Here is a 19,590-nt window from a genome sequence, read left to right on the forward strand (position 1 = left end):
CTTTATACTGTTCATATCAGCATAAGTAAAATTGCGACTTCCGTCATAATGACTCGGCGATAAGCCGAGTTTTTCTAATTTTGGAAACATTGATGGAGCCAGACAATAGGTATCAATGGAAACAAATGTTGGTCTGCTTCAAGAAGGAAGCATCTTTCTGTTTGGTAATGTTAATTATTGGTTATAATGGTAATTAACTTATAATAGACGGATGGATGATGTATGTTTTGGTTTATCATTATTGCAAGTGGGCTGCTATTACTGGCTGTTTTTATCATAATAACACCAATAGAAATATCAGTTCAGTTTGAGCGAAAAAGCAAGAAACAAGATATTCGAGCAAAAATTACGGTGTGGTATTTTTTTTACAAAAACTTTGAAATACCGGTGATGTCTTTTGATGAAGAAACGTATTCGGTCGTATTTAAAGAAAAATCAAAAAGTACGGCAGGAAACAACAAAGAAAAGGATATAAAAGAAACACCGGAAGAATTAAAAAATCAAATGGAAATGCTCCAATTATGGCTTAAACACATAGATGGACTCCGCTCTATATTAACTTCTTTTCTAGGAAAAATAAAAATGATTGAATTTGACTGGAAAAGTGAAATCGGTATAGGCGATGCTGCCTGGACAGGGTTTCTTACTGGAATGCTTTGGTCTGTGAAAAGCATGGCAGCTGGCATTGCTTCAGCAGTATTTAAGAGGAAATGCACTCCAAATATAGATATTAAGCCAAATTTTCAAAAAGCGGCAGCTGATACGACGTTCTCATGTATGTTTTTTATGCGGCTGGGGCATGCTATCATTGCCGGAATTCGTGTGATGAAGCATATGAATGGTAACGTATTTAAGTTATGGCAAAAAACGAAAGAAGAAACTAAAAACAAGGAGGCGTCTTGATGACTGACCATCCTATTGAGGGCTTGATGCGCACAGCGATGGAAAACTTGAAAGAAATGGTGGACGTAAACACCATAGTGGGTGATCCGGTAGAAACGCCGGATGGCAGTGTGATTATGCCGGTAACCAAAGTAGGTTTCGGTTTTGCCGCCGGTGGAAGTGAATTTATGAAAAACGGCAGCAGTGATGCAGCGATGGACCACCCGTTTGGAGGAGGAAGCGGTGGTGGTGTATCGATTACTCCTATTGCTTTTCTTATCGTTAATTCGAAAGGCGTAAAAATGGTACACATGGATGAAAGCACACATCTTTACGAAAAATTGCTTGAATTTACGCCGCAAGTGGTAGAAAAAATACAAGATATGCTTAAAGGAAACGGAAATCAAAATAATCAAAACAACGGTCAAAATCCGCCAGGGCAAACGCCACCTATTTAGTAAGAATATATTTCGTTTTGGTAAACTTCTATTCCTTGCAGCGGATACCCCTGTACTGTAATACAGCAATAACCCTGGGTTCAGCGGTATATCTGGGTTTATCTTTTACCCGTGCAGAAAACATGTATTTCTGCCGGGTTTTATTTTTGTCTAAAAAGGGTAAGTACAATAATTGATGTTGTTTGAAAAGTGAGAAATAGAAGCGTACTATTGAAAGTGTACATACTTAAAAAATGAGGAGGAACAAACATGGCCGAAATTACTTTTAAAGAGAACCCTGTTACGTTGTTAGGAGAGGAAGTAAAACCGGGAGACAAAGCACCGGATTTTAAAGTGCTTGCTAATGATTTATCAGAAGTAACATTAGCAGACACGAAAGGAAAAGTACGCCTGATCAGTGTGGTGCCATCTGTAGACACTGGTGTATGTGACCAGCAGACCCGCCGCTTTAATGAAGAAGCAGCAAGCCTCGATGGTGTAGAAGTTATTACTATCAGTGCAGACCTTCCATTCGCGCAAAAAAGATGGTGTGCAGCAGCAGGCATCGAAAACCTTCAAGTGTTATCCGATCACCGCGACCTTTCCTTTGGTAAAAATTACGGAGTAGCAATCGAAGAGCTTCGTTTGTTAGCACGTTCCATTTTTGTGATAGACAGCAATGATGAAGTAACGTACACCGAGTATGTGTCGGAAGCTACCAATCATCCGGACTATGAAGCGGCTGTAAATGCAGCGAAAGAGGCTAAATAAATCAAGCATTTATAAATAGAGACATGTCAGCCCTGTTCCTTATTTAATAGGAATGGGGTTTTTATTGTCCTTGTCCTTTTATTTTTGCTATACTTTCGAAGGGAAAAGACATGAAAACTCGAATAATATAAGAGATAGAATTTCGTGGAAAGGGCGATATACCATGCAACCGGTAACCGAAGTAGAAAAGCTGCATGCCTTGATTGATGACATGGCTGTTTCTATTCAAAGTCATTCAGAGATGACATACTTAGAAGCATTAGCTGAGAGCGGAGAAAATATTTTTCAACAGGCCGTCATACAATCGCTGCCTGAAAAAGAAAAAAAGCGGCTGGAAAAGAAAATAACAGAAGAATTACCGAAAGAAATGAAAAAAGAAGAAATCCGTAAAGCATTTCAGCTTGCCGTCATAAAAGGAATGAAAGAAGCGGTTCAGCCTCACCATGCTATGACGCCTGATGCGGTTGCAATGTTTATGGGGTATCTCGTTAATAAACTAACTTCTAAAAAAGAATCATTGGCACTGCTAGACCCTGCTGCCGGAACTGCCAACCTTTTGAGTGCTGTATTAAATCAACTTTCAAAAGAAAGTCTAGCTTATGGTGCAGAAGTGGATGAGACCTTACTGAACATTGCCTATGTTCTCTCTAACTTGCAAGAGCATGACGTAGAACTATTCCACCAAGACAGCATTGAGCAGCTCGCCTCTCCGCCAGTCGATGTGGTCGTCTCTGATCTTCCAGCAGGCTATTATCCAAAAGACGAAGTAGCTGAGTCCTTCACGTTAAAGGCTAAAAGCGGCCATTCCTATGTTCATCATTTATTGATTGAAAAGAGTATAAACCATTTAAAAGAAGGCGGATTTTTAGTACTGCTCATCCCTAACTTTTTGTTTGAGAGTGAACAAGCACCTGCATTGCATCAGTATATTAAAGATGAAGCTGTTATACTTGGTCTTTTGCAGCTGCCTTCCTCTATGTTTAAAACGGATCAATTCGGAAAAAGCATTTGGCTGCTCCAGAAAAAAGGACCGAACGTAGTTCAGCCAGGACAGGCTTTACTTGCTGAGCTCCCATCTTTTTCTAAACAAGACGCTCTTTTAGATATGGTGCAGCAAATGGATAAATGGTTTCAAGAACAAGGCTTTACTTCTTAATATATAAAGCAGCGTACCTTAGAAAAGGTCGCTGTTTTTTATATTTAAGAATGTTTTATTTTATTAAAGAAGTAAAGTATAAGTGAAAAAACACGGAAACGCCTACATATCTGAATTTAATGAATGTATTGAATTTCACTGATATACCAAGGGTTCGCTTGCAATTGGCAAGGCCGGGTGTTTAAATAGAGAAGGTAAATCACAACATAACGAGAAAAGCGTTAATTTATAGAAAAGGAGCATTTTTTCATGGCTAAAATCATGGCTATTAATGCAGGCAGCTCGTCTTTAAAATTTCAGCTGCTAAATATGCCTGAAGAAGAAGTGATAACAAAAGGTCTCGTAGAAAGAATCGGGCTTGACGGTCCTAAAATTACGATAGAAGTGGATGGAGAGAAAGTTAGTGAAACAACGCCGATTCCAGATCACTCCATAGCAGTTAAAAAATTATTAGAAGGTCTCACTGCACACCGTATTATCGATTCATTAGACGAGATCAACGGAATTGGACACCGGGTGGTTCATGGAGGAGAAAAATTCTCTGATTCTGTTTTAATAGATGAAAAAGTTGTAAAAGGGATTGAAGAAGTAAGTGAACTTGCCCCGCTTCATAACCCTGCCAATATTGTCGGCATTAAAGCATTCAAAGAAATTCTCCCAGATGTCTCAGCTGTAGCCGTATTTGACACGGCATTTCATCAAACGATGCCAAAAGAAAAGTACTTATACAGTGTACCTTATGAGTATTATGAGAAATATGGTATTCGAAAATATGGTTTTCATGGTACTTCTCATAAATATGTCGGCCAGCGTGCAGCAGAACTAATGGAGCAGCCGCAAAAGGATCTAAAGATTATTTCCTGTCACATAGGAAACGGAGCTAGTATTACAGCGATCGACGGCGGCAAATCTGTCGATACGTCTATGGGCTTTACACCGCTTGCAGGAGTGACGATGGGCACTCGTACTGGAAATCTGGACCCGGCGCTGATTCCATTTTTAATGGAAAAAACCGGTCAAACTGCCGAAGAAATTATTTCCGTATTCAATAAAGAAAGCGGAATGTTAGGGTTAAGTGAGTTTTCAAGCGACCTTCGTGACATTGAAGAACATGCAAAAGAGGGCGATGAAAAAGCTCAAACGGCTTTAGACATTTATACTACAAGAATTCATAAGTATATAGGTGCATATGCAGCAAGCATGAATGGCCTAGACGCAATAGTGTTTACTGCAGGTGTAGGCGAAAACAGTGTGACCATTCGGGAAAAAGTATGCAAAGGCCTAGAATTTATGGGTGTACAATTTGATGAAAAGAAAAACGATATTCGCGGAGAAGAAGCTTTTATTAATAAAGAAGGTTCTCCGGTTAACGTTCTTATCGTTCCTACAAATGAAGAAGTAATGATTGCTCGGGACACGCTTCGTCTCGGCCAATAAAATAAAAAAAGCCTTTTCTTCTAACGCTAAATATGCTAGAAGGAAAGGCTTTTTCAACATGTAAAAAATGGACATTATAACAAGCCAAGTTTTTCCCATAACCAGATTTAATCGAACAGGGCCAAGATTTCTGACTGCTTTAAAAGGAAATTAGTCTTTATTCTCGAATACTTAGTAACAACCATAAATAATAATGAATGGAGGTATGGAATGCGGACCGATTTAAAAGTAAATATAAACAATCTTGCAGAACGATGTGATCCAGAGATGTTTTCGTTTGAAACAACGGCTGAGATTGAACAAGAAAACAAAGGAATCATTGGACAGCATCGTGCTGTTAAAGCGATGGATTTTGGACTGAATGTAAGAAACGAAGGGCATCATTTGTTTTTAACGGGCCCGAGTGGAACAGGGAAAACTACATATGCAAAAAGAAAAACAAAAGAAACAGCAATGGCGAAAGAAACACCGCCTGATTGGGTTTATACATACAATTTTCAAAATCCGGATAAACCAAAAGCGATTGCTATGCCTGCAGGAACAGGAAGTGTGTTTGCTCAGGACGTAGAAGAACTTATGCAGGACATTGAGGATGAAATTGAGAAAGTTCTAACAGGGAAACCATTCGAACGCAAGAAAGTGGAAATGGCGCAGCAGCATGAAGAATTAATGAACAAAAAATGGAGCGATCTTGAAAAGCAGGCAAGGGAGCAGGAGTTTACCATTGAAAGAAGTCAGCAAGGGGTCGTTGCAATTCCTTTAGATGAAAACGGAGAAGCCCATAGTGATGAGTCATTTAACCAGCTCCCAGATGATATTAGAGAAAAAGTTATGAAAAAAAGCAAGCAATTAACGAGAAACGTAAATGAAGTTCTGCGTTACCAGCAGATTGCAAAAAGAAAACTTCGTAAACAGTTAAGAAAAGCGGAAGAACAATTAGTTCATCAATCGATTCACGGTTTTATTTCATCTGTAAAAGAAGATTATCAAGAATTTTCTAGTGTGCTTAATTATTTAAATGAATTAGAACAGGACGTCATCCAGCATTGGAAACAATTTTTACCGAAAAAAGAAAGCGATGAAGAAGAATTGAACACCATTCTTCAAGTGTCCAAGGACGTAAAGCAAAGATATAAAGTGAATGTTCTAGTTGATCATAGTCAAACCAAAGGAGCACCAGTAATATATGAAATACATCCTTCATATGCCAATCTCTTTGGAAAAGTCGACTACAAAAATACGTTTGGCTCTGTCTCAACTGATTTTTCTATGATGAGAGCGGGGAGTCTGCATCTGACAAACGGGGGCTATCTTATTCTCAATGCTGCTGATGTATTATCCCACCCTTATTCTTGGAAAGCATTAAAGCAAGTCTTAAGAACTGGCGAACTGCGTATGGAAAATTCCTATGAAGATACGGAAGTATTTACAAAAAGTGTTATCAAACCTGAAGCAATACCACTTAAAATAAAAGTAATATTAATCGGTACTCCTTCTTTATATCAGCTTTTATATCGAGCAGATGAAGATTTCAAAAAACTGTTTAAAGTGAAAGTTGATTTTGATACTGACATGGAAAGAAATATTAAACATCAACTAGATTACGCTTCATTTGTAGCATCCTTTTGCAGAAAAGAAAAGCTGCACCACTTAACGAAAGAAGCATTGGCAAAAGTGATCGATTACAGTACAAGATTAGCTAATAATAGAGGGAAACTGTCCACACGTTTTCATGAAGTCACCGAAATATTAATTGAAGCAAACTATTGGGCGGAAAAAGAAAATGAATCTTTTATAAAAGATCGGCATATAAGCGAAGCATTAAAAGAAAGGTTTTTTAGATCTAATCGCAGCGAACAGCGGCTTTATGAAGCAATAGATGACGGAACGATCATGATTTCAACAGATGGCAGGGCAATTGGCCAGCTAAATGCCCTGGTCGTATCTCATACCGGGGAATATTCATTTGGCCATCCGACTAGAGTTACAGCAAGAACCTATGTGGGGCGGAAAGGGATCGTAAATATTGATAGGGAATCATTATTAACAGGCTCCATACATACAAAAGGCCTTCATATATTATCCGGCTATTTACAGGCTGAATTTGCTCAAGACTATCCTTTACCGTTAGCTGCTAGTATAACGTTTGAACAATCTTATTTCATGGTTGATGGCGACAGTGCTTCAAGCACGGAGCTTTATGCATTATTATCTTCTTTAGGTCAAATCCCGCTTCGCCAGGACATTGCTGTCACTGGTTCGGTAAATCAATTTGGAGAAGTGCAGTCTATTGGCGGAGTGAATGAAAAGATAGAAGGATTTTTCTATGTCTGCCGTAAAAAAGGTCTGACCGGCACACAGGGCGTTATCATTCCTCACCAGAATGTAAAGCATTTGATGCTGCGTAATGAAGTAATTGAAGCAATAGAAAACAACCTTTTTCATGTATGGGCGGTTTCAACGATAAAAGATGGGATCGAAATTTTAACGGGTATGCCAGCTGGCGAAAAAGATGAGGATGGTAAGTATCCGGAAGAGACTGTATACGGTACAGTACAGAGAAGAATATTGAAAATGCTTCATACGTTGTCTCAACAAAAGTTTTTGGAAGATAAATCCCAAGAAGATAAGGAGGAAACATATAAAGATGGCGACTTTGCCCCAGGAAAGCAGGGCAGAACAACGATATAAAGAAATCATTCATTGGGAGAACCAGTTGTCTAAGAGCCATAATATGTATACACGCCTGTTTGATAAAACCTTAGAAAAATTAATTAATACATTGCCGCGAAAACAAAAAAAATACTTGCTTAATATGACAGATCGTTTTTTATTTTATGCTCAGTCTTTCATTCTTCATTCACGCTTTCATGAAGAAGCAGAAAAACGTATTATTTTAGAGGCTCGTATTTTTGATGAAGATGTAAAAGATATTCAGGATTTAAAAAGGCTGACTATAAACCAGCTTCACTTTATTCATTATCAGCTTATGGCAAAACAACGCCTTTTCTCACTCGGGCAAGGAGGAATGACAGGAATGGGAGGAGTTATTCTTAATATGAGTGATCTTCCTGCCGTTTTCCTTATCAACTTACGAACAGTCCAGCTTAGTGCACTTTGTTACGGGTATGATCTGAGGAATCCATTTGAGATGATGATAGCTTTGAAAGTATTTCATGGAGCTTCTCTTCCTCAAAACATGCAGAAACAAGCATGGGAAGAGTTAGAACAAGAAGCTGAAAAAGAAAGTGAATTCCCTTGGTTTTATGAAGGAGAAGAAAAAATTGTGGATGCAGACTGGCTGCAGCAGCCGCTTCGTCAAACTTGCAAGCTGTTTTTATTAAAGGCTTTCCGTAAAAAACTGATGTACGGCGTGCCTGTCATTGGGATAGCGACAGGCGCAGCTTGTAATTATCAATTAACAAAGCAAGTTTCCGAATGGGCTGGTTTTTTCTATGAAAAACGCTATTTAGCTGAACATGTAATGTGACACCGTCGGATGCGTCCGATACCAAAGCCAGAGATCATTAATTTTGGAGGCTAGCTCTGCGATCTCCTTATTGAGCTGACAGCACTTTTCAAAATTTTCTTCTATATCAAGCCATGCTTGTTTGGAATTAATGTCTTCTTCAATCTCTGCAATTCGTTCTGGAATCTGACCGCGGATTTCTTCCCATTTTCCTATAATAATGTTTTGCATTTCTGGTTCATACGCTTCCCATTCTTTTTCGAGAATGGGAAGCTCTATTCCAAGGCGGGGATCTTTTAAAAATTTGCAAGACATATGCATCACTTCCCTTCCTCATTCATACCATAATAATATCAAAAACAGCCTCGATTTTTGTTGGTGGAATGAATACAGTATAACATTGAAGGCTGGTGTTTTCAGTACTTTTCCAGGAATGAATAAATTAAAATGCTGTGAATTCGTCCGTTCATATCAACGTTAGAAACCGCTCACGATACTATCATGTTTAATGACAAAAAATAAATTTTTATGCTTTTTTATGAATAAGTATTGCAAAATGTCATAACCCTTGTTAAAGTAATTAATAACAACGAAACATACATTACCTACTGTTTTGAGGGTGAGGCAAAGGCCTCTCATATTTTTGCAAAACAATGTATAAAAATAATAACTTCAGTATGAATATTCAATGCATGAAGGTGGAGGGAATTTATAAATGGCGAATAAAAAAGTAGTACTTGCATATTCCGGAGGGCTTGATACTTCCGTTGCAATTCAGTGGCTTAGCGATAATGGTTACGACGTGGTAGCTGTAGGGTTAGACGTAGGAGAAGGCAAAGACCTTGAATTTGTAAAAGAAAAAGCACTGCAAGTTGGTGCAGTTCAATCATACACGATTGATGCTAAAAAAGAGTTTGCAGAAGAGTTTGTTCTGCCGGCTATGCAGGCTCATACACTTTATGAACAAAAATACCCGCTCGTATCGGCTCTTTCAAGACCGCTCATTTCGAAAAAACTTGTGGAAATTGCGGAACAAACAAACGCGGATGCTGTTGCACATGGCTGCACGGGTAAAGGGAATGACCAAGTTCGTTTTGAAGTATCCATTCAAGCTTTAAATCCTGATCTCGAAGTGCTTGCACCAGTAAGAGAGTGGGGCTGGTCCAGAGATGAAGAGATTGAATATGCGAAAAAGCATGAGATTCCAATTCCGATTGATCTTGACAATCCTTATTCCGTAGACCAAAACCTCTGGGGCAGAAGTAATGAATGCGGTGTTCTTGAAGATCCATGGGCTACTCCTCCTGAAGGAGCATATGAGCTTACTAATCCGATTGAAAAAACTCCGGACGCGGCAGATATTATCGAAATTGAATTTAATCAAGGAAAACCTGTTGCATTAAACGGTACGGCTTACGAACTGGATGAATTAATTTTGGAGCTTAATGCTGTTGCCGGAAAGCACGGAATTGGCAGAATCGATCATGTGGAAAATAGAATGGTAGGTATTAAATCAAGAGAAGTATACGAGTGCCCGGGTGCTATGACATTAATTAAAGCACATAAAGAACTAGAAGACCTCACTCTTCCAAAAGAGGTAGCTCATTTCAAACCAGTAGTAGAGAAAAAGCTATCTGAAGTGATCTATGAAGGGCTATGGTTCTCCCAAATTAGAAACGCACTCGAAGCGTTTTTACAAGAAACACAGCAAAATGTAACTGGTCTTGTTAGAGTGAAGCTGTTTAAAGGAAATGCCATTGTAGAAGGAAGAAAATCAGACCTTTCTCTATACAATGAAAAGCTTGCAACGTATACACCTGAGGACGAATTCAATCAAAATGCAGCAGTTGGCTTTATCGAACTATGGGGACTGCCGACAAAAGTACACAGCATGGTAAACAAGAAAGGTGTAAATGTATGACAAAGCTATGGGGCGGAAGATTTACTAAAAGCGCGGAAGAATGGGTGGATGCCTTTGGGGCATCCATCCCTTTTGATAAAGAGCTTGTAGAAGAAGATATTACAGGAAGCCTGGCACATGTAAAAATGCTAGCTGCCTGCGATATTATTACAGATGAAGAAGCAAAAACAATTACACAAGGGTTAAAAACACTTTTACAAAAAGCGGACAAGAACGAATTGGAATACTCTGTTCAAAATGAAGATATTCATTTAAATATCGAAAAGTTTTTAACGGATGAAATCGGTCCGGTTGGAGGAAAGCTGCACACAGGCCGCAGCAGAAATGATCAAGTTGCTACTGATATGCATCTTTATTTAAGAAAGCATACGAATGAAATAATGGAGCTTGTTAAACAAATGCAAGAAGCGCTGCTTGGACAAGCAGAACAACATGTTGAAACGATTATTCCTGGCTACACGCACTTGCAGCGGGCCCAGCCTGTTTCATTTGCTCATCACTTAATGGCGTATTTCTGGATGCTAGAACGTGATTACACTAGGCTTGAAGATAGCTTGAAACGGCTGAATATTTCCCCGCTAGGTGCCGGCGCACTTGCTGGGACAACTTTTCCAATAGACCGTCATTATACAGCAGAGCTGTTGGAATTTGACGGCATTTATGAAAACAGTCTTGATGCAGTAAGTGACCGTGATTTTATTCTCGAATTTATGAGTGCATCTTCTATGATCATGATGCATCTTTCTCGTCTTGCGGAAGAATTTATTCTATGGTCGAGCCAGGAGTTTCAATTTATCGAGCTAGACGACACATTTGCGACCGGAAGCAGCATTATGCCGCAAAAGAAAAACCCTGATATGGCTGAATTAATTCGCGGAAAAACGGGAAGGGTTTATGGTAATTTGTTTTCTCTTTTAACATTGCTAAAAGGGCTGCCTTTAGCTTACAACAAGGATATGCAAGAAGACAAAGAGGGTATGTTTGATACCGTCACAACCGTAAAAGGGTCTGTGAAAATATTTACCGGTATGATTGAAACGATGAAGGTGAATACAGGTGTCATGGAAAAGGAAACCCACTCCGATTTCTCCAATGCAACAGAACTTGCTGATTATTTAGCATCAAAAGGTATGCCGTTTAGAGAAGCACATGAAGTAGTAGGTAAGTTGGTACTGTTGTGTATACAAAAGGATATTTATTTGCTTGATTTATCTATGAAAGACTACAAACAAGCAAGCGATCTATTTGAAGAAGATATCTATGAAGTGCTTAAGCCTTCCACCGTAGTGAAAAGAAGAAACAGTGCCGGCGGAACCGGATTTGAACAAGTGAAAAAAGCCATTGAGTTAGGACAGGAAAAAGTAAAACAAAAGTAAGAGATTAGCAAAACTTCCAAGTCCAAATAGCGGAAGTGTAGTTTTACTTAAATCTTTGATCCTTTAAAAAAGTTAAACAAAATATAAAAAAAGAGCAGCAAGAAGCTATCGCTTCCATGTCTGCTCTTTTTTTATTGGAAATAGTCATATAAGCATAAGCCGTAAAGTTCTAATATTTCTTCGTCTTATCGTTAAGAACGCACAATCATAACGTCACATTTAGCTTGTCTTGCAATAGCTTCGGAAACACTTCCAATCAACATACGTTCTACTGCATTTAACCCAGTAGCCCCTGTAATGATCAAATCGGTTTCATAACGCTTAGCAATATCTTTAGGAATTTTAACTTTAGGTGAACCAAAATCTATAACAGTAGTAACTTCTTCAACCCCAGCTTGATTAGCTTCCCCCTTGTATTGATCGAGAAGTTCCTGCCCGTATTTTTCTGCTCGAGACACAATCGTTCTGTCGTATTGTTCAATTGTAGCAAATGTACGGGTATCGATGATGTGAGCAATTACCAATTTGGCATTATTTTCACCAGCAATGTCGGCCGCTTTTTTGAAAGCACGCTTTGCCTCATTCGATCCATCTACTGCAACAAGAATATTGTGATACTTTGGCATTTTCCATACCCCCCTGTAAAATACTGCTCTTTCCATTATTATTATATCATGTAAAGGTATACATTAGATGTATTGTACGTCACAAAATAGGTGTAAAAAATGAGCGATTGCGACATGTTCTTTTTTAAAAGGTAAGAAACTATAAATAGTTGGCGTTTTTGATGTCTAGCTTCAGCCGCCCAGCCGCTCAGGCACACACGATAAAGAGGAACTTTTGCTAAAACCGCGAACGTCCTGTCGCAACGCAAAAGTCAACACCTCCTGTGCAAGCCAGTTCAGCATTGTCACAGGACGTACTTCCACACGATGTGGTGACTTCTACGTTGCACACTGGACGTGTGCGATCTTAGTAGAAGTTCATTTAAATTAGCTGAACGTCTTATGTCTTCCCTTGTGACTCCGAGCCGCAGGCGACCCTGCACGAAAGCTCCAGACCCTGTCGCGGGCTCCCAGGATGGGAGTCAGTTCGGCGTTGTCACAGGACGTGACGCTCGTAGCCGAACTTCCTTCTTTTAAGGCGCTTGCGCTTTTCTTAAGGCGCTTGCGCTTTTCTTATATTTTTCCCTAATGTGTGCTTGGACAAACATTTAATATTTTTTACGAGAGCAGCTTTTCGTAGTAAGATGGAAGTAACAGAAAAACTCGGCTGGCCGCCTTAAGAAAGCGAAAGAGCCCTGAACAACCTAAGATAAAGACTTCTACTAAATACACACATGACTATCGAAATTTGTTAATACTGTACCGACTTATTGTTTATCTTATACATTTTCAAAATAAATAGAGCTGTATATTTCTTTCTTATTGTTGAAGGAGGAGCTTTTCATGCGTCATGCACTTGTTACAGCAGGAACAAAAGGATTAGGGAAAAAAGTTTCCGAACGTTTTTTACATAAAGGGTATTCCATTACAGTAAGTTATCGAAACGATCTTGCGGCAATGAATAAAATGAAAGAAGAATGGAGTGACGCTGAAGATCGTATTCAGTTTGTGCAAGCTGATGTCACTAAGCCAGAAGATTTAAAAAACCTGACAGAAAAAGCCTATGGCGCATTTGGGAGAATCGATATTCTTGTTAATAATGCCGGACCTTATATTTTTGAAAGAAAAAAGCTAATGGATTACACCGCAAGTGAATGGAATGAAATGGTGAATGGTAATTTATCATCGATGTTTTATTTGTTTCAGGAAGTCATTCCACTAATGAGAGCGCAGCATTTTGGCAGAATTGTTACGTATGGTTTTCAAGGCGCACAGGAAGCTCCGGCATGGATTTACCGCTCCGCCTATGCTGCAGCTAAAACAGGATTGGTGTCTTTAACAAAAACGGTTTCCATTGAAGAAGCAGAACATGGAATAACTGTTAACATGGTATGCCCGGGGGTAATTACAGAAGACTATAAAGAATCTTCTATCAAAACTGCCAAGTCCGTACAGGATAAAAATACACCCGTAGGACGTCCGGCAGCCGGAGAAGATATTGCAAGAACGATTACTTTTTTATGTGAAGAAGATTCTGATATGATTACGGGCTCTATTATTGAAGTTACTGGCGGTGTAGACGTATTGCATAAACGACGCTGAATCATGAATAAAATATCCTAATAATTGGCACCTTACATATGAGGTGATGACGGTGAAGATATCTCTTACTTTTTTCGTTGTAATGCTAAGCCTTCCTTTTTCCGTTCAGATGGCTGAAGCACAAGCGCTAAGTGAAATTTTTCTCTTTAAAGCTACAGCCGAAACAGAAGACGGTGTTTATCATTGGGAATATAATAGTCCAAATGATTTTGAATACCATATGGAAGGGCAGGCTTTTCACGGAGAAGAGGCAAAAGATAAAGTGGAATCTGTTTATCAGAATGCAAACGTAAACAAAGATGTTACGGATGAGGAGTTAGCTGAAGCATTTAAAAACAACGGATGTGAAGGATTGACTCGTTTAGATGTAAGATGGCAGGATGAGAACGGGGATTTATATACATGGTTATGGCAGGAGGAAACAGAATAACAAGATGATGAAGCCGCAGGAGTACTAATACTTCTGGGCTTTTTCTTTCTGTTGTAAAATCTACATGAAAATGGATAGGAAAGGGTATAAAAGGAATAAGAATAGAAGAGGGAAGGAGAATGAGATATGAAGATTGGAGTGCCAAAGGAGGTCAAAAACAACGAAAACCGAGTAGCACTTACACCAGGAGGCGTTCTGCAGTTCAAAGAGCAGCATCATGAGGTATATGTTGAAAAAGGAGCAGGATCAGGATCTGGCTTTACTGATATAGAATTTGAATCGGCGGGAGCGATAATGGTTGATACCCCCCAGGAAGCATGGGCCCAAGATATGGTTGTTAAAGTTAAGGAGCCCGTGCCTGAGGAGTATGTTTATTTTAGGGAAGGGTTGATATTGTTTACGTACTTGCACCTTGCTCCTCTTCCCGAACTGACAAAAGCCCTTGTCGATAATAAGGTGACCGCGATTGCTTATGAAACGGTACAGCTCCCAGATGGTTCGCTGCCCTTGTTAACTCCCATGAGTGAAGTAGCCGGGAGAATGGCTGCGCAAATGGGAGCTCAGTTTTTAGAAAAAACGAAAGGCGGCAAAGGCATTCTATTATCAGGGGTGCCGGGGGTGAAACGGGGAAAAACTGCAGTCATTGGAGGAGGAACGGCTGGAACGAATGCAGCTAAAATTGCTTCAGGACTGGGAGCAGAGGTGACGATTCTTGATATAAATCCAGCGCGGCTAAGAGAACTGGATGATATATTCGGAAAAGATATTCATACTATGATTTCAAATCCAGTGACGGTTGCAGAGGCTGTAAAGGAGTCAGATCTTGTCATAGGGGCCGTCCTTATTCCAGGCGCAAAAGCCCCAAAGCTCGTAACAGAAGAAATGGTGAAGAGCATGGATCCGGGCTCGGTACTTGTAGATGTGGCGATAGACCAGGGTGGTATATTTGAAACAACCGATCACATTACCACGCATGATAATCCTGTTTATACAAGACATGATGTTATTCATTACGCCGTTGCAAACATGCCAGGTGCTGTTCCGCGCACCTCCACTTTAGCTTTAACGAATGTTACCGTGCCATATGCGATTGCGTTAGCCAACAAAGGAGCTGAAACAGCATGTAGAGAAGATAACGCCTTATTTATGGGGGTAAACACCATTCATGGCTCCCTTGTGTATAAAGCTATAGCTGATGCCCAGGATATCCCTTATACTAACTTACAAAATATAATATCTTAATTGAGTATTGCTGTTGTTTTACAAATTTTTAAGTTTATTATAACGTAAGAAAAGGAAAAAGAAGATATGGATCGAAAAGTAGTAAAGGGACAGAAAAAACATTTCCCGATAAAAGAAAACTAAGGGAGGGCACAGAATGAAAGTAAGTTATCACGGACATTCCGTTGTTAACATTGAAACTAATGGAAAAAACATTTTAATTGACCCATTTATCACAGGTAACGAATTGTGTGACCTCAATGCGGACAAGGTGAAGCCGGATGTTATTTTATTGACACACGGCCATAATGACCACGTGGGAGATACTGTCGAAATTGCCAAACGCAATCGTTCGCTCGTAGTAGCACCGTTTGAACTTGCTACGTATTTAGGGTGGAAAGGGGTAGAAACCCATCCGCTGCACATTGGCGGAGGATATACCTTTGATTTTGGCCGTGTGAAATTAACACAGGCTTTTCACGGCTCTTCTTACACAGAAGAAGAGAATGAAAAAATTGTCTATACTGGAATGCCTGCAGGGATAATCTTAGAAGCAGAAGGCAAGACGGTATACCACATGGGTGATACCGGTTTGTTTTCCGATATAAAGTTAATTGGCGAACGCAACAATGTTGACTTATTGTTCGTTCCTATTGGAGATAACTTTACGATGGGACCAGAAGATGCCAAGCAAGCTGTTCAATGGGTTGATCCGGGCTATGCCGTACCGATACATTACAACACTTTCCCGCCGATTAAGCAGGATGCAGAGGCGTTTGTAGAAGCAATATCGCCTATTAAAGGGAAAGCACTGAAAGCAGGAGAATCCATCGACTTATAACAATAAATAATCATAGAGTGCTGTTCCAAGGTTATTAACTATGACTTGGAACAGCTTTTTTTATTGTATTTTTTCTAGTGCATCCGTTTAGCATGGTAATAGCGCTTACAATATTGGTTTCCCAGGAAAAAAATATAGTTGAACAAATATTCATTCTTGCTATGGTACAGACGGGAACGTATAATGGGAATAATACAGATATTTAATTGTAATGGTACAGGTCGTATAAAGTGAGGTGAAAGGCATGGCAACAAAACATGAACAAATTCTTCAATACATTACAGAACTTGGAGTCGGAGAAAAAATTTCGGTACGGCGAATTGCAAAAGCACTGCAAGTCAGTGAAGGAACAGCTTATCGTGCCATAAAAGAAGCCGAAAATCAGGGACTAGTTAGTACGATAGAACGTGTAGGAACGATTCGTATAGAAAAGAAGCAAAAAGATAACATTGAAAAGCTAACATATGCTGAAGTGGTTAACATCGTAGAAGGACAAGTTCTTGGGGGCAGGAACGGACTGCATAAAACATTAAACCGCTTTGTTATCGGAGCAATGAAACTAGAAGCGATGATGCGTTATGTAGAAGCAGGAAATCTATTAATTGTCGGCAACCGCTACCAAGTACACAAGCTTGCATTGGAAGCAGGGGCTGCTGTTCTCATTACCGGCGGTTTTGATACAAATGAAAATGTTATTGCTTTAGCTGATGAACTAGACCTTCCTGTTATCACAACAAGTTATGACACGTTTACGGTCGCCACTATGATAAACAGAGCTATTTATGACCAGTTGATTAAAAAAGAAATCGTACTCGTTAATGATATTTTAATTCCTCTACAGGATACGTATTTTATGACGACAGACAACACAGTTGACAAGTGGCACCAAATGAATCAGCGTACGGGCCACAGCCGCTATCCGGTAATAGATCCGGAAATGAAAGTGCAGGGAATGGTAGCTGCAAAAGACGTGCTGGGAGCGCAAATGCAAACACCAATAGAAAAAGTAATGACTAAAAATCCTATTACGGTGAACGAACGAACATCGGTTGCTTCGGTAGCCCACGTCATGGTATGGGAAGGAATAGAATTACTTCCTGTTATTGACGAGCAGCGCCATCTTCTCGGTGTAATAAGCAGACAGGATGTATTAAAAGCATTGCAAATGACACAGCGCCAGCCTCATGTCGGGGAAACGCTTGATGATTTGGTTACAGGCCGTTTTCATGAAATGGGAGCAGGGTCGGAATACAATTATCAATGTGAAGTGACTCCGCAAATGACAAATCAACTTGGAATGATTTCATATGGTGTTCTCACTACGTTAGTGACTGAAACCGGAAGCAGGTTGTTGAAACAATACAAACGAGGCGACCTTGTCGTCGAAAACATCACGCTTTATTTCATAAAACCAGTTCAAATAGAAAGTACGATAGATATGAAAGGAAAACTGCTTGAAGTAGGCCGTAAACATGGAAAAGTGGACGTGGAGCTGTATCACGAAGGAGAAATTGTCGGAAAAGCATTACTCATGGCCCAGCTGCTTGATCGCTAAAAAGAATACTAGAGAGCTTAATTTAAGAGTCGGAATGTGATGGAAGGTTTTATGATACTTAAAGAAAAAGCCATCCCTTGACTTGTTTTTTGGGACGGCGTCTTCGCACTTTATGCATTTATACGCTGTTCTTCTGCTTCCTTTATGGCATAAGGCAAGTACAATTTGTAAGCACGGTATCCAAGAACAATATTAGCTGCACCAAGCACTAAAAAGATAGAGCCTATAATCGTATCCACGGTACCGCGGCTTGTATATAACAAGTTAGCTCCAAACCCTGCCATAAAAGCACCGAGACTTATGTTAGCTTTTGTTTGAATCCATTTTTTTTCAGCGGGAGCCTGTGAACGAATTGATTTTATTTTGTAAAAAGCATACATGGCAAGTCCTACAACAAGTATGATAATAAAAATTTGCGTCATGTTTTCCTCCTGGGAAGTGTATTAATAAAAATGCTTATTTTATTGTACTTGGAAAAGAATATAGAAGCAAACACAATAAAAACTTTAGTTTATGAACAATATTAGAAAGGAAGGTAAGATGAAACAAAAAATTATTGAAGCGATCGAAGCTTTTCCAACCATTTATATATACCGTCATGAAAAACCTGATCCTGACGCCATTGGTTCCCAGGCTGGTCTTGGGACTTTGATTCAAACTAATTATCCAAATAAAAAAGTTGTATTAATGGGAGAGGAAGAGGAGTCTCTTTCTTTTTTGGCCCGAATGTCTGCAAATGGAGAAAAGCAAAACGACATAGAAAGCAGTCTAGTCATTATATGTGACACAGCCAATACCGAACGTATCGACGGAGAAGGCTGGGAGCGGGGAAAAACAACAATCAAAATTGATCATCATCCAGAGGTAGAATCGTATGGGGATCTGATGTGGGTAAAAACCGAAGCCAGTTCTACGTGTGAAATGATGATAGAATTAGTATTAGAAGGGAAAAAATCACATAACTGGGAGCTGCCAAAAGATGCAGCCAGACTTTTGTATGCCGGAATAGTCGGCGATACAGGACGATTTCAATTCTCTAATACAACACCGCAGACATTACGGCTTGCTGCAGAAGCACTAGAGTATGATTTTGATACAACAGAACTGTTTACCCGTTTCTATGAGAATCATGAAAAGCTTGTTCGTTTCAAGGGCAGCGTGCTGCAAGATTTTGAGATGACCGAAAACGGTCTGGGCATTATGTATATAACGAAAAAGATGCTAGATGAATATGAGATTACCGTCAATGAATCTTCTGCTGTGATTAATTCTTTTTCCGATACAGCAGGGTTAAAAGCGTGGGTATTTTTTGTAGAAGATGAAGAAAATAACAATTACAGGGTAAGACTTCGTTCAAAAGGTCCAGTTATTAATGAAGTAGCAGCCAATCATAATGGCGGCGGTCATCCTATGGCAGCCGGAGCAAAAGCCCAAAATAAAAAAGAAACAGAAGATATTATCGAGGAGCTTGAAGCCCTTTGTAAGAGTTACTAGATGAATCGGCTTTTCTTAATAGTGAAAGAAGCTCCGGAATGTATAAACACAGTCCGGAGCTTGTTTGGTCGAATCGAGAGACTTACTTACTCTACTCTTTTTTATTGGTTGGAATAAACCAGGAACCGAGGTCTGTCTTGTCTTCATACACATCAATGTCCTGCTTTTCGAGTTCTTTTCTAATCATAGCGGTTACTTCATGCGACTCAGCGAAAGCAGAGTATCCTGCCTTAATTTTTTCTACTTTTTGAAGAGCCATTTCTTTCCGGTTCATTATCATCTCTTTTCCTGTCAAATCCATCACGAGCACCTCCTCAAAAGTAAATGGCTTGTATGAAGAAGGATTACCTTAATATAAAAAGCGGTATACTTTTCTAATATTATACCGAATTT

The 19,590-nt window shown here is 39.5% G+C and carries 19 protein-coding genes; 15 read left to right on the forward strand and 4 right to left on the reverse strand.

Annotated features, from left to right (window positions below; genetic code table 11):
• Positions 1 to 222: 222 nt before the first annotated feature.
• The 7 genes from FZF09_RS10630 (at position 223) to FZF09_RS10660 (ending at position 8,173) form a co-directional block, all read left to right on the forward strand.
• Entirely contained in the window at positions 223 to 903 is a 681-nt protein-coding gene (locus FZF09_RS10630; protein ID WP_158736577.1) for a DUF2953 domain-containing protein, read from the forward strand.
• Entirely contained in the window at positions 903 to 1,340 is a 438-nt protein-coding gene (gene ytfJ, locus FZF09_RS10635; RefSeq protein WP_158736578.1) for a GerW family sporulation protein, read from the forward strand. Before FZF09_RS10630 ends, ytfJ begins: the two co-directional genes overlap by 1 nt.
• 249 nt (positions 1,341 to 1,589) lie before the next feature.
• Positions 1,590 to 2,090: a thiol peroxidase gene (gene tpx / locus FZF09_RS10640; RefSeq protein ID WP_158736579.1), complete on the forward strand. Its 501-nt coding sequence runs from the start codon at positions 1,590 to 1,592 to the stop codon at positions 2,088 to 2,090.
• Positions 2,091 to 2,253: 163 nt separating this feature from the next.
• Positions 2,254 to 3,246: a class I SAM-dependent methyltransferase gene (locus FZF09_RS10645; RefSeq protein ID WP_158736580.1), complete on the forward strand. Its 993-nt coding sequence runs from the start codon at positions 2,254 to 2,256 to the stop codon at positions 3,244 to 3,246.
• Positions 3,247 to 3,495: 249 nt separating this feature from the next.
• Positions 3,496 to 4,683, forward strand: a complete 1,188-nt coding sequence (locus tag FZF09_RS10650) for an acetate/propionate family kinase (RefSeq protein WP_158736581.1) — start codon at positions 3,496 to 3,498, stop codon at positions 4,681 to 4,683.
• Positions 4,684 to 4,893: 210 nt separating this feature from the next.
• On the forward strand, positions 4,894 to 7,374 hold the full coding sequence (locus FZF09_RS10655; protein WP_158736582.1) for a Lon protease family protein: 2,481 nt from the start codon (positions 4,894 to 4,896) through the stop codon (positions 7,372 to 7,374).
• Positions 7,331 to 8,173, forward strand: a complete 843-nt coding sequence (locus FZF09_RS10660) for an EcsC family protein (RefSeq protein ID WP_158736583.1) — start codon at positions 7,331 to 7,333, stop codon at positions 8,171 to 8,173. Before FZF09_RS10655 ends, FZF09_RS10660 begins: the two co-directional genes overlap by 44 nt.
• On the opposite strand, the gene FZF09_RS10665 is transcribed toward FZF09_RS10660, so the two are convergent.
• A complete protein-coding gene (locus tag FZF09_RS10665; RefSeq protein ID WP_158736584.1) occupies positions 8,153 to 8,467 on the reverse strand; it encodes a hypothetical protein in 315 nt (104 codons plus the stop codon). The genes FZF09_RS10660 and FZF09_RS10665 overlap by 21 nt on opposite strands.
• A 400-nt stretch (positions 8,468 to 8,867) precedes the next feature.
• Here FZF09_RS10665 and FZF09_RS10670 point away from each other — a divergent pair, with 400 nt between their 5' ends.
• Positions 8,868 to 10,073, forward strand: coding sequence for an argininosuccinate synthase (locus tag FZF09_RS10670; RefSeq protein ID WP_158736585.1), 1,206 nt, complete (start codon positions 8,868 to 8,870; stop codon positions 10,071 to 10,073).
• Positions 10,070 to 11,449, forward strand: coding sequence for an argininosuccinate lyase (argH, locus tag FZF09_RS10675; RefSeq protein ID WP_158736586.1), 1,380 nt, complete (start codon positions 10,070 to 10,072; stop codon positions 11,447 to 11,449). Before FZF09_RS10670 ends, argH begins: the two co-directional genes overlap by 4 nt.
• Before the next feature lie 191 nt (positions 11,450 to 11,640).
• Here argH and FZF09_RS10680 read toward each other — a convergent pair whose 3' ends face one another.
• Positions 11,641 to 12,075, reverse strand: a complete 435-nt coding sequence (locus tag FZF09_RS10680) for a universal stress protein (RefSeq protein WP_091581747.1) — start codon at positions 12,073 to 12,075, stop codon at positions 11,641 to 11,643.
• A gap of 822 nt (positions 12,076 to 12,897) precedes the next feature.
• Here FZF09_RS10680 and FZF09_RS10685 point away from each other — a divergent pair.
• From FZF09_RS10685 to FZF09_RS10705, 5 genes are all read left to right on the forward strand, one after another.
• Positions 12,898 to 13,656 (forward strand): SDR family oxidoreductase, encoded by a 759-nt coding sequence (locus FZF09_RS10685; protein WP_158736587.1) that lies wholly within the window; start codon positions 12,898 to 12,900, stop codon positions 13,654 to 13,656.
• A gap of 52 nt (positions 13,657 to 13,708) precedes the next feature.
• On the forward strand, positions 13,709 to 14,086 hold the full coding sequence (locus FZF09_RS10690; RefSeq protein WP_158736588.1) for a hypothetical protein: 378 nt from the start codon (positions 13,709 to 13,711) through the stop codon (positions 14,084 to 14,086).
• Positions 14,087 to 14,212: 126 nt separating this feature from the next.
• Positions 14,213 to 15,328: an alanine dehydrogenase gene (gene ald / locus FZF09_RS10695; RefSeq protein WP_158736589.1), complete on the forward strand. Its 1,116-nt coding sequence runs from the start codon at positions 14,213 to 14,215 to the stop codon at positions 15,326 to 15,328.
• Between the two features lie 136 nt (positions 15,329 to 15,464).
• Positions 15,465 to 16,148, forward strand: coding sequence for a metal-dependent hydrolase (locus FZF09_RS10700; RefSeq protein ID WP_158736590.1), 684 nt, complete (start codon positions 15,465 to 15,467; stop codon positions 16,146 to 16,148).
• A 244-nt stretch (positions 16,149 to 16,392) separates the two neighbouring features.
• Complete coding sequence (locus tag FZF09_RS10705) at positions 16,393 to 17,703, forward strand: CBS domain-containing protein (RefSeq protein WP_158736591.1); 1,311 nt, start codon at positions 16,393 to 16,395, stop codon at positions 17,701 to 17,703.
• A 110-nt stretch (positions 17,704 to 17,813) separates the two neighbouring features.
• Here FZF09_RS10705 and FZF09_RS10710 read toward each other — a convergent pair whose 3' ends face one another.
• Entirely contained in the window at positions 17,814 to 18,125 is a 312-nt protein-coding gene (locus FZF09_RS10710; protein WP_158736592.1) for a YtpI family protein, read from the reverse strand.
• Positions 18,126 to 18,243: 118 nt separating this feature from the next.
• Between FZF09_RS10710 and FZF09_RS10715 the strand changes: the two genes are divergently transcribed.
• On the forward strand, positions 18,244 to 19,197 hold the full coding sequence (locus FZF09_RS10715; RefSeq protein WP_158736593.1) for a DHH family phosphoesterase: 954 nt from the start codon (positions 18,244 to 18,246) through the stop codon (positions 19,195 to 19,197).
• 91 nt (positions 19,198 to 19,288) lie between these two features.
• On the opposite strand, the gene FZF09_RS10720 is transcribed toward FZF09_RS10715, so the two are convergent.
• Entirely contained in the window at positions 19,289 to 19,498 is a 210-nt protein-coding gene (locus tag FZF09_RS10720; RefSeq protein WP_158736594.1) for a YtzJ family protein, read from the reverse strand.
• Positions 19,499 to 19,590 lie beyond the last annotated feature (92 nt).

This window comes from Alteribacillus sp. YIM 98480 (assembly GCF_009765375.1).
Taxonomy (GTDB): Bacteria; Bacillota; Bacilli; order Bacillales; family Marinococcaceae; genus Alteribacillus.

Coding starts and splice junctions, on each gene's coding strand:
- FZF09_RS10685 (WP_158736587.1), top strand. CDS start 12,898: ATGCGTCATGCACTTGTTACAGCAGGAACAAAAGGATTAGGGAAAAAA.
- ytfJ (WP_158736578.1), top strand. CDS start 903: ATGACTGACCATCCTATTGAGGGCTTGATGCGCACAGCGATGGAAAAC.
- FZF09_RS10700 (WP_158736590.1), top strand. CDS start 15,465: ATGAAAGTAAGTTATCACGGACATTCCGTTGTTAACATTGAAACTAAT.
- FZF09_RS10645 (WP_158736580.1), top strand. CDS start 2,254: ATGCAACCGGTAACCGAAGTAGAAAAGCTGCATGCCTTGATTGATGAC.
- FZF09_RS10650 (WP_158736581.1), top strand. CDS start 3,496: ATGGCTAAAATCATGGCTATTAATGCAGGCAGCTCGTCTTTAAAATTT.
- FZF09_RS10705 (WP_158736591.1), top strand. CDS start 16,393: ATGGCAACAAAACATGAACAAATTCTTCAATACATTACAGAACTTGGA.
- tpx (WP_158736579.1), top strand. CDS start 1,590: ATGGCCGAAATTACTTTTAAAGAGAACCCTGTTACGTTGTTAGGAGAG.
- FZF09_RS10680 (WP_091581747.1), bottom strand. CDS start 12,075: ATGCCAAAGTATCACAATATTCTTGTTGCAGTAGATGGATCGAATGAG.
- FZF09_RS10665 (WP_158736584.1), bottom strand. CDS start 8,467: ATGTCTTGCAAATTTTTAAAAGATCCCCGCCTTGGAATAGAGCTTCCC.
- argH (WP_158736586.1), top strand. CDS start 10,070: ATGACAAAGCTATGGGGCGGAAGATTTACTAAAAGCGCGGAAGAATGG.
- FZF09_RS10670 (WP_158736585.1), top strand. CDS start 8,868: ATGGCGAATAAAAAAGTAGTACTTGCATATTCCGGAGGGCTTGATACT.
- FZF09_RS10720 (WP_158736594.1), bottom strand. CDS start 19,498: ATGGATTTGACAGGAAAAGAGATGATAATGAACCGGAAAGAAATGGCT.
- ald (WP_158736589.1), top strand. CDS start 14,213: ATGAAGATTGGAGTGCCAAAGGAGGTCAAAAACAACGAAAACCGAGTA.
- FZF09_RS10660 (WP_158736583.1), top strand. CDS start 7,331: ATGGCGACTTTGCCCCAGGAAAGCAGGGCAGAACAACGATATAAAGAA.
- FZF09_RS10630 (WP_158736577.1), top strand. CDS start 223: ATGTTTTGGTTTATCATTATTGCAAGTGGGCTGCTATTACTGGCTGTT.
- FZF09_RS10710 (WP_158736592.1), bottom strand. CDS start 18,125: ATGACGCAAATTTTTATTATCATACTTGTTGTAGGACTTGCCATGTAT.
- FZF09_RS10655 (WP_158736582.1), top strand. CDS start 4,894: ATGCGGACCGATTTAAAAGTAAATATAAACAATCTTGCAGAACGATGT.
- FZF09_RS10715 (WP_158736593.1), top strand. CDS start 18,244: ATGAAACAAAAAATTATTGAAGCGATCGAAGCTTTTCCAACCATTTAT.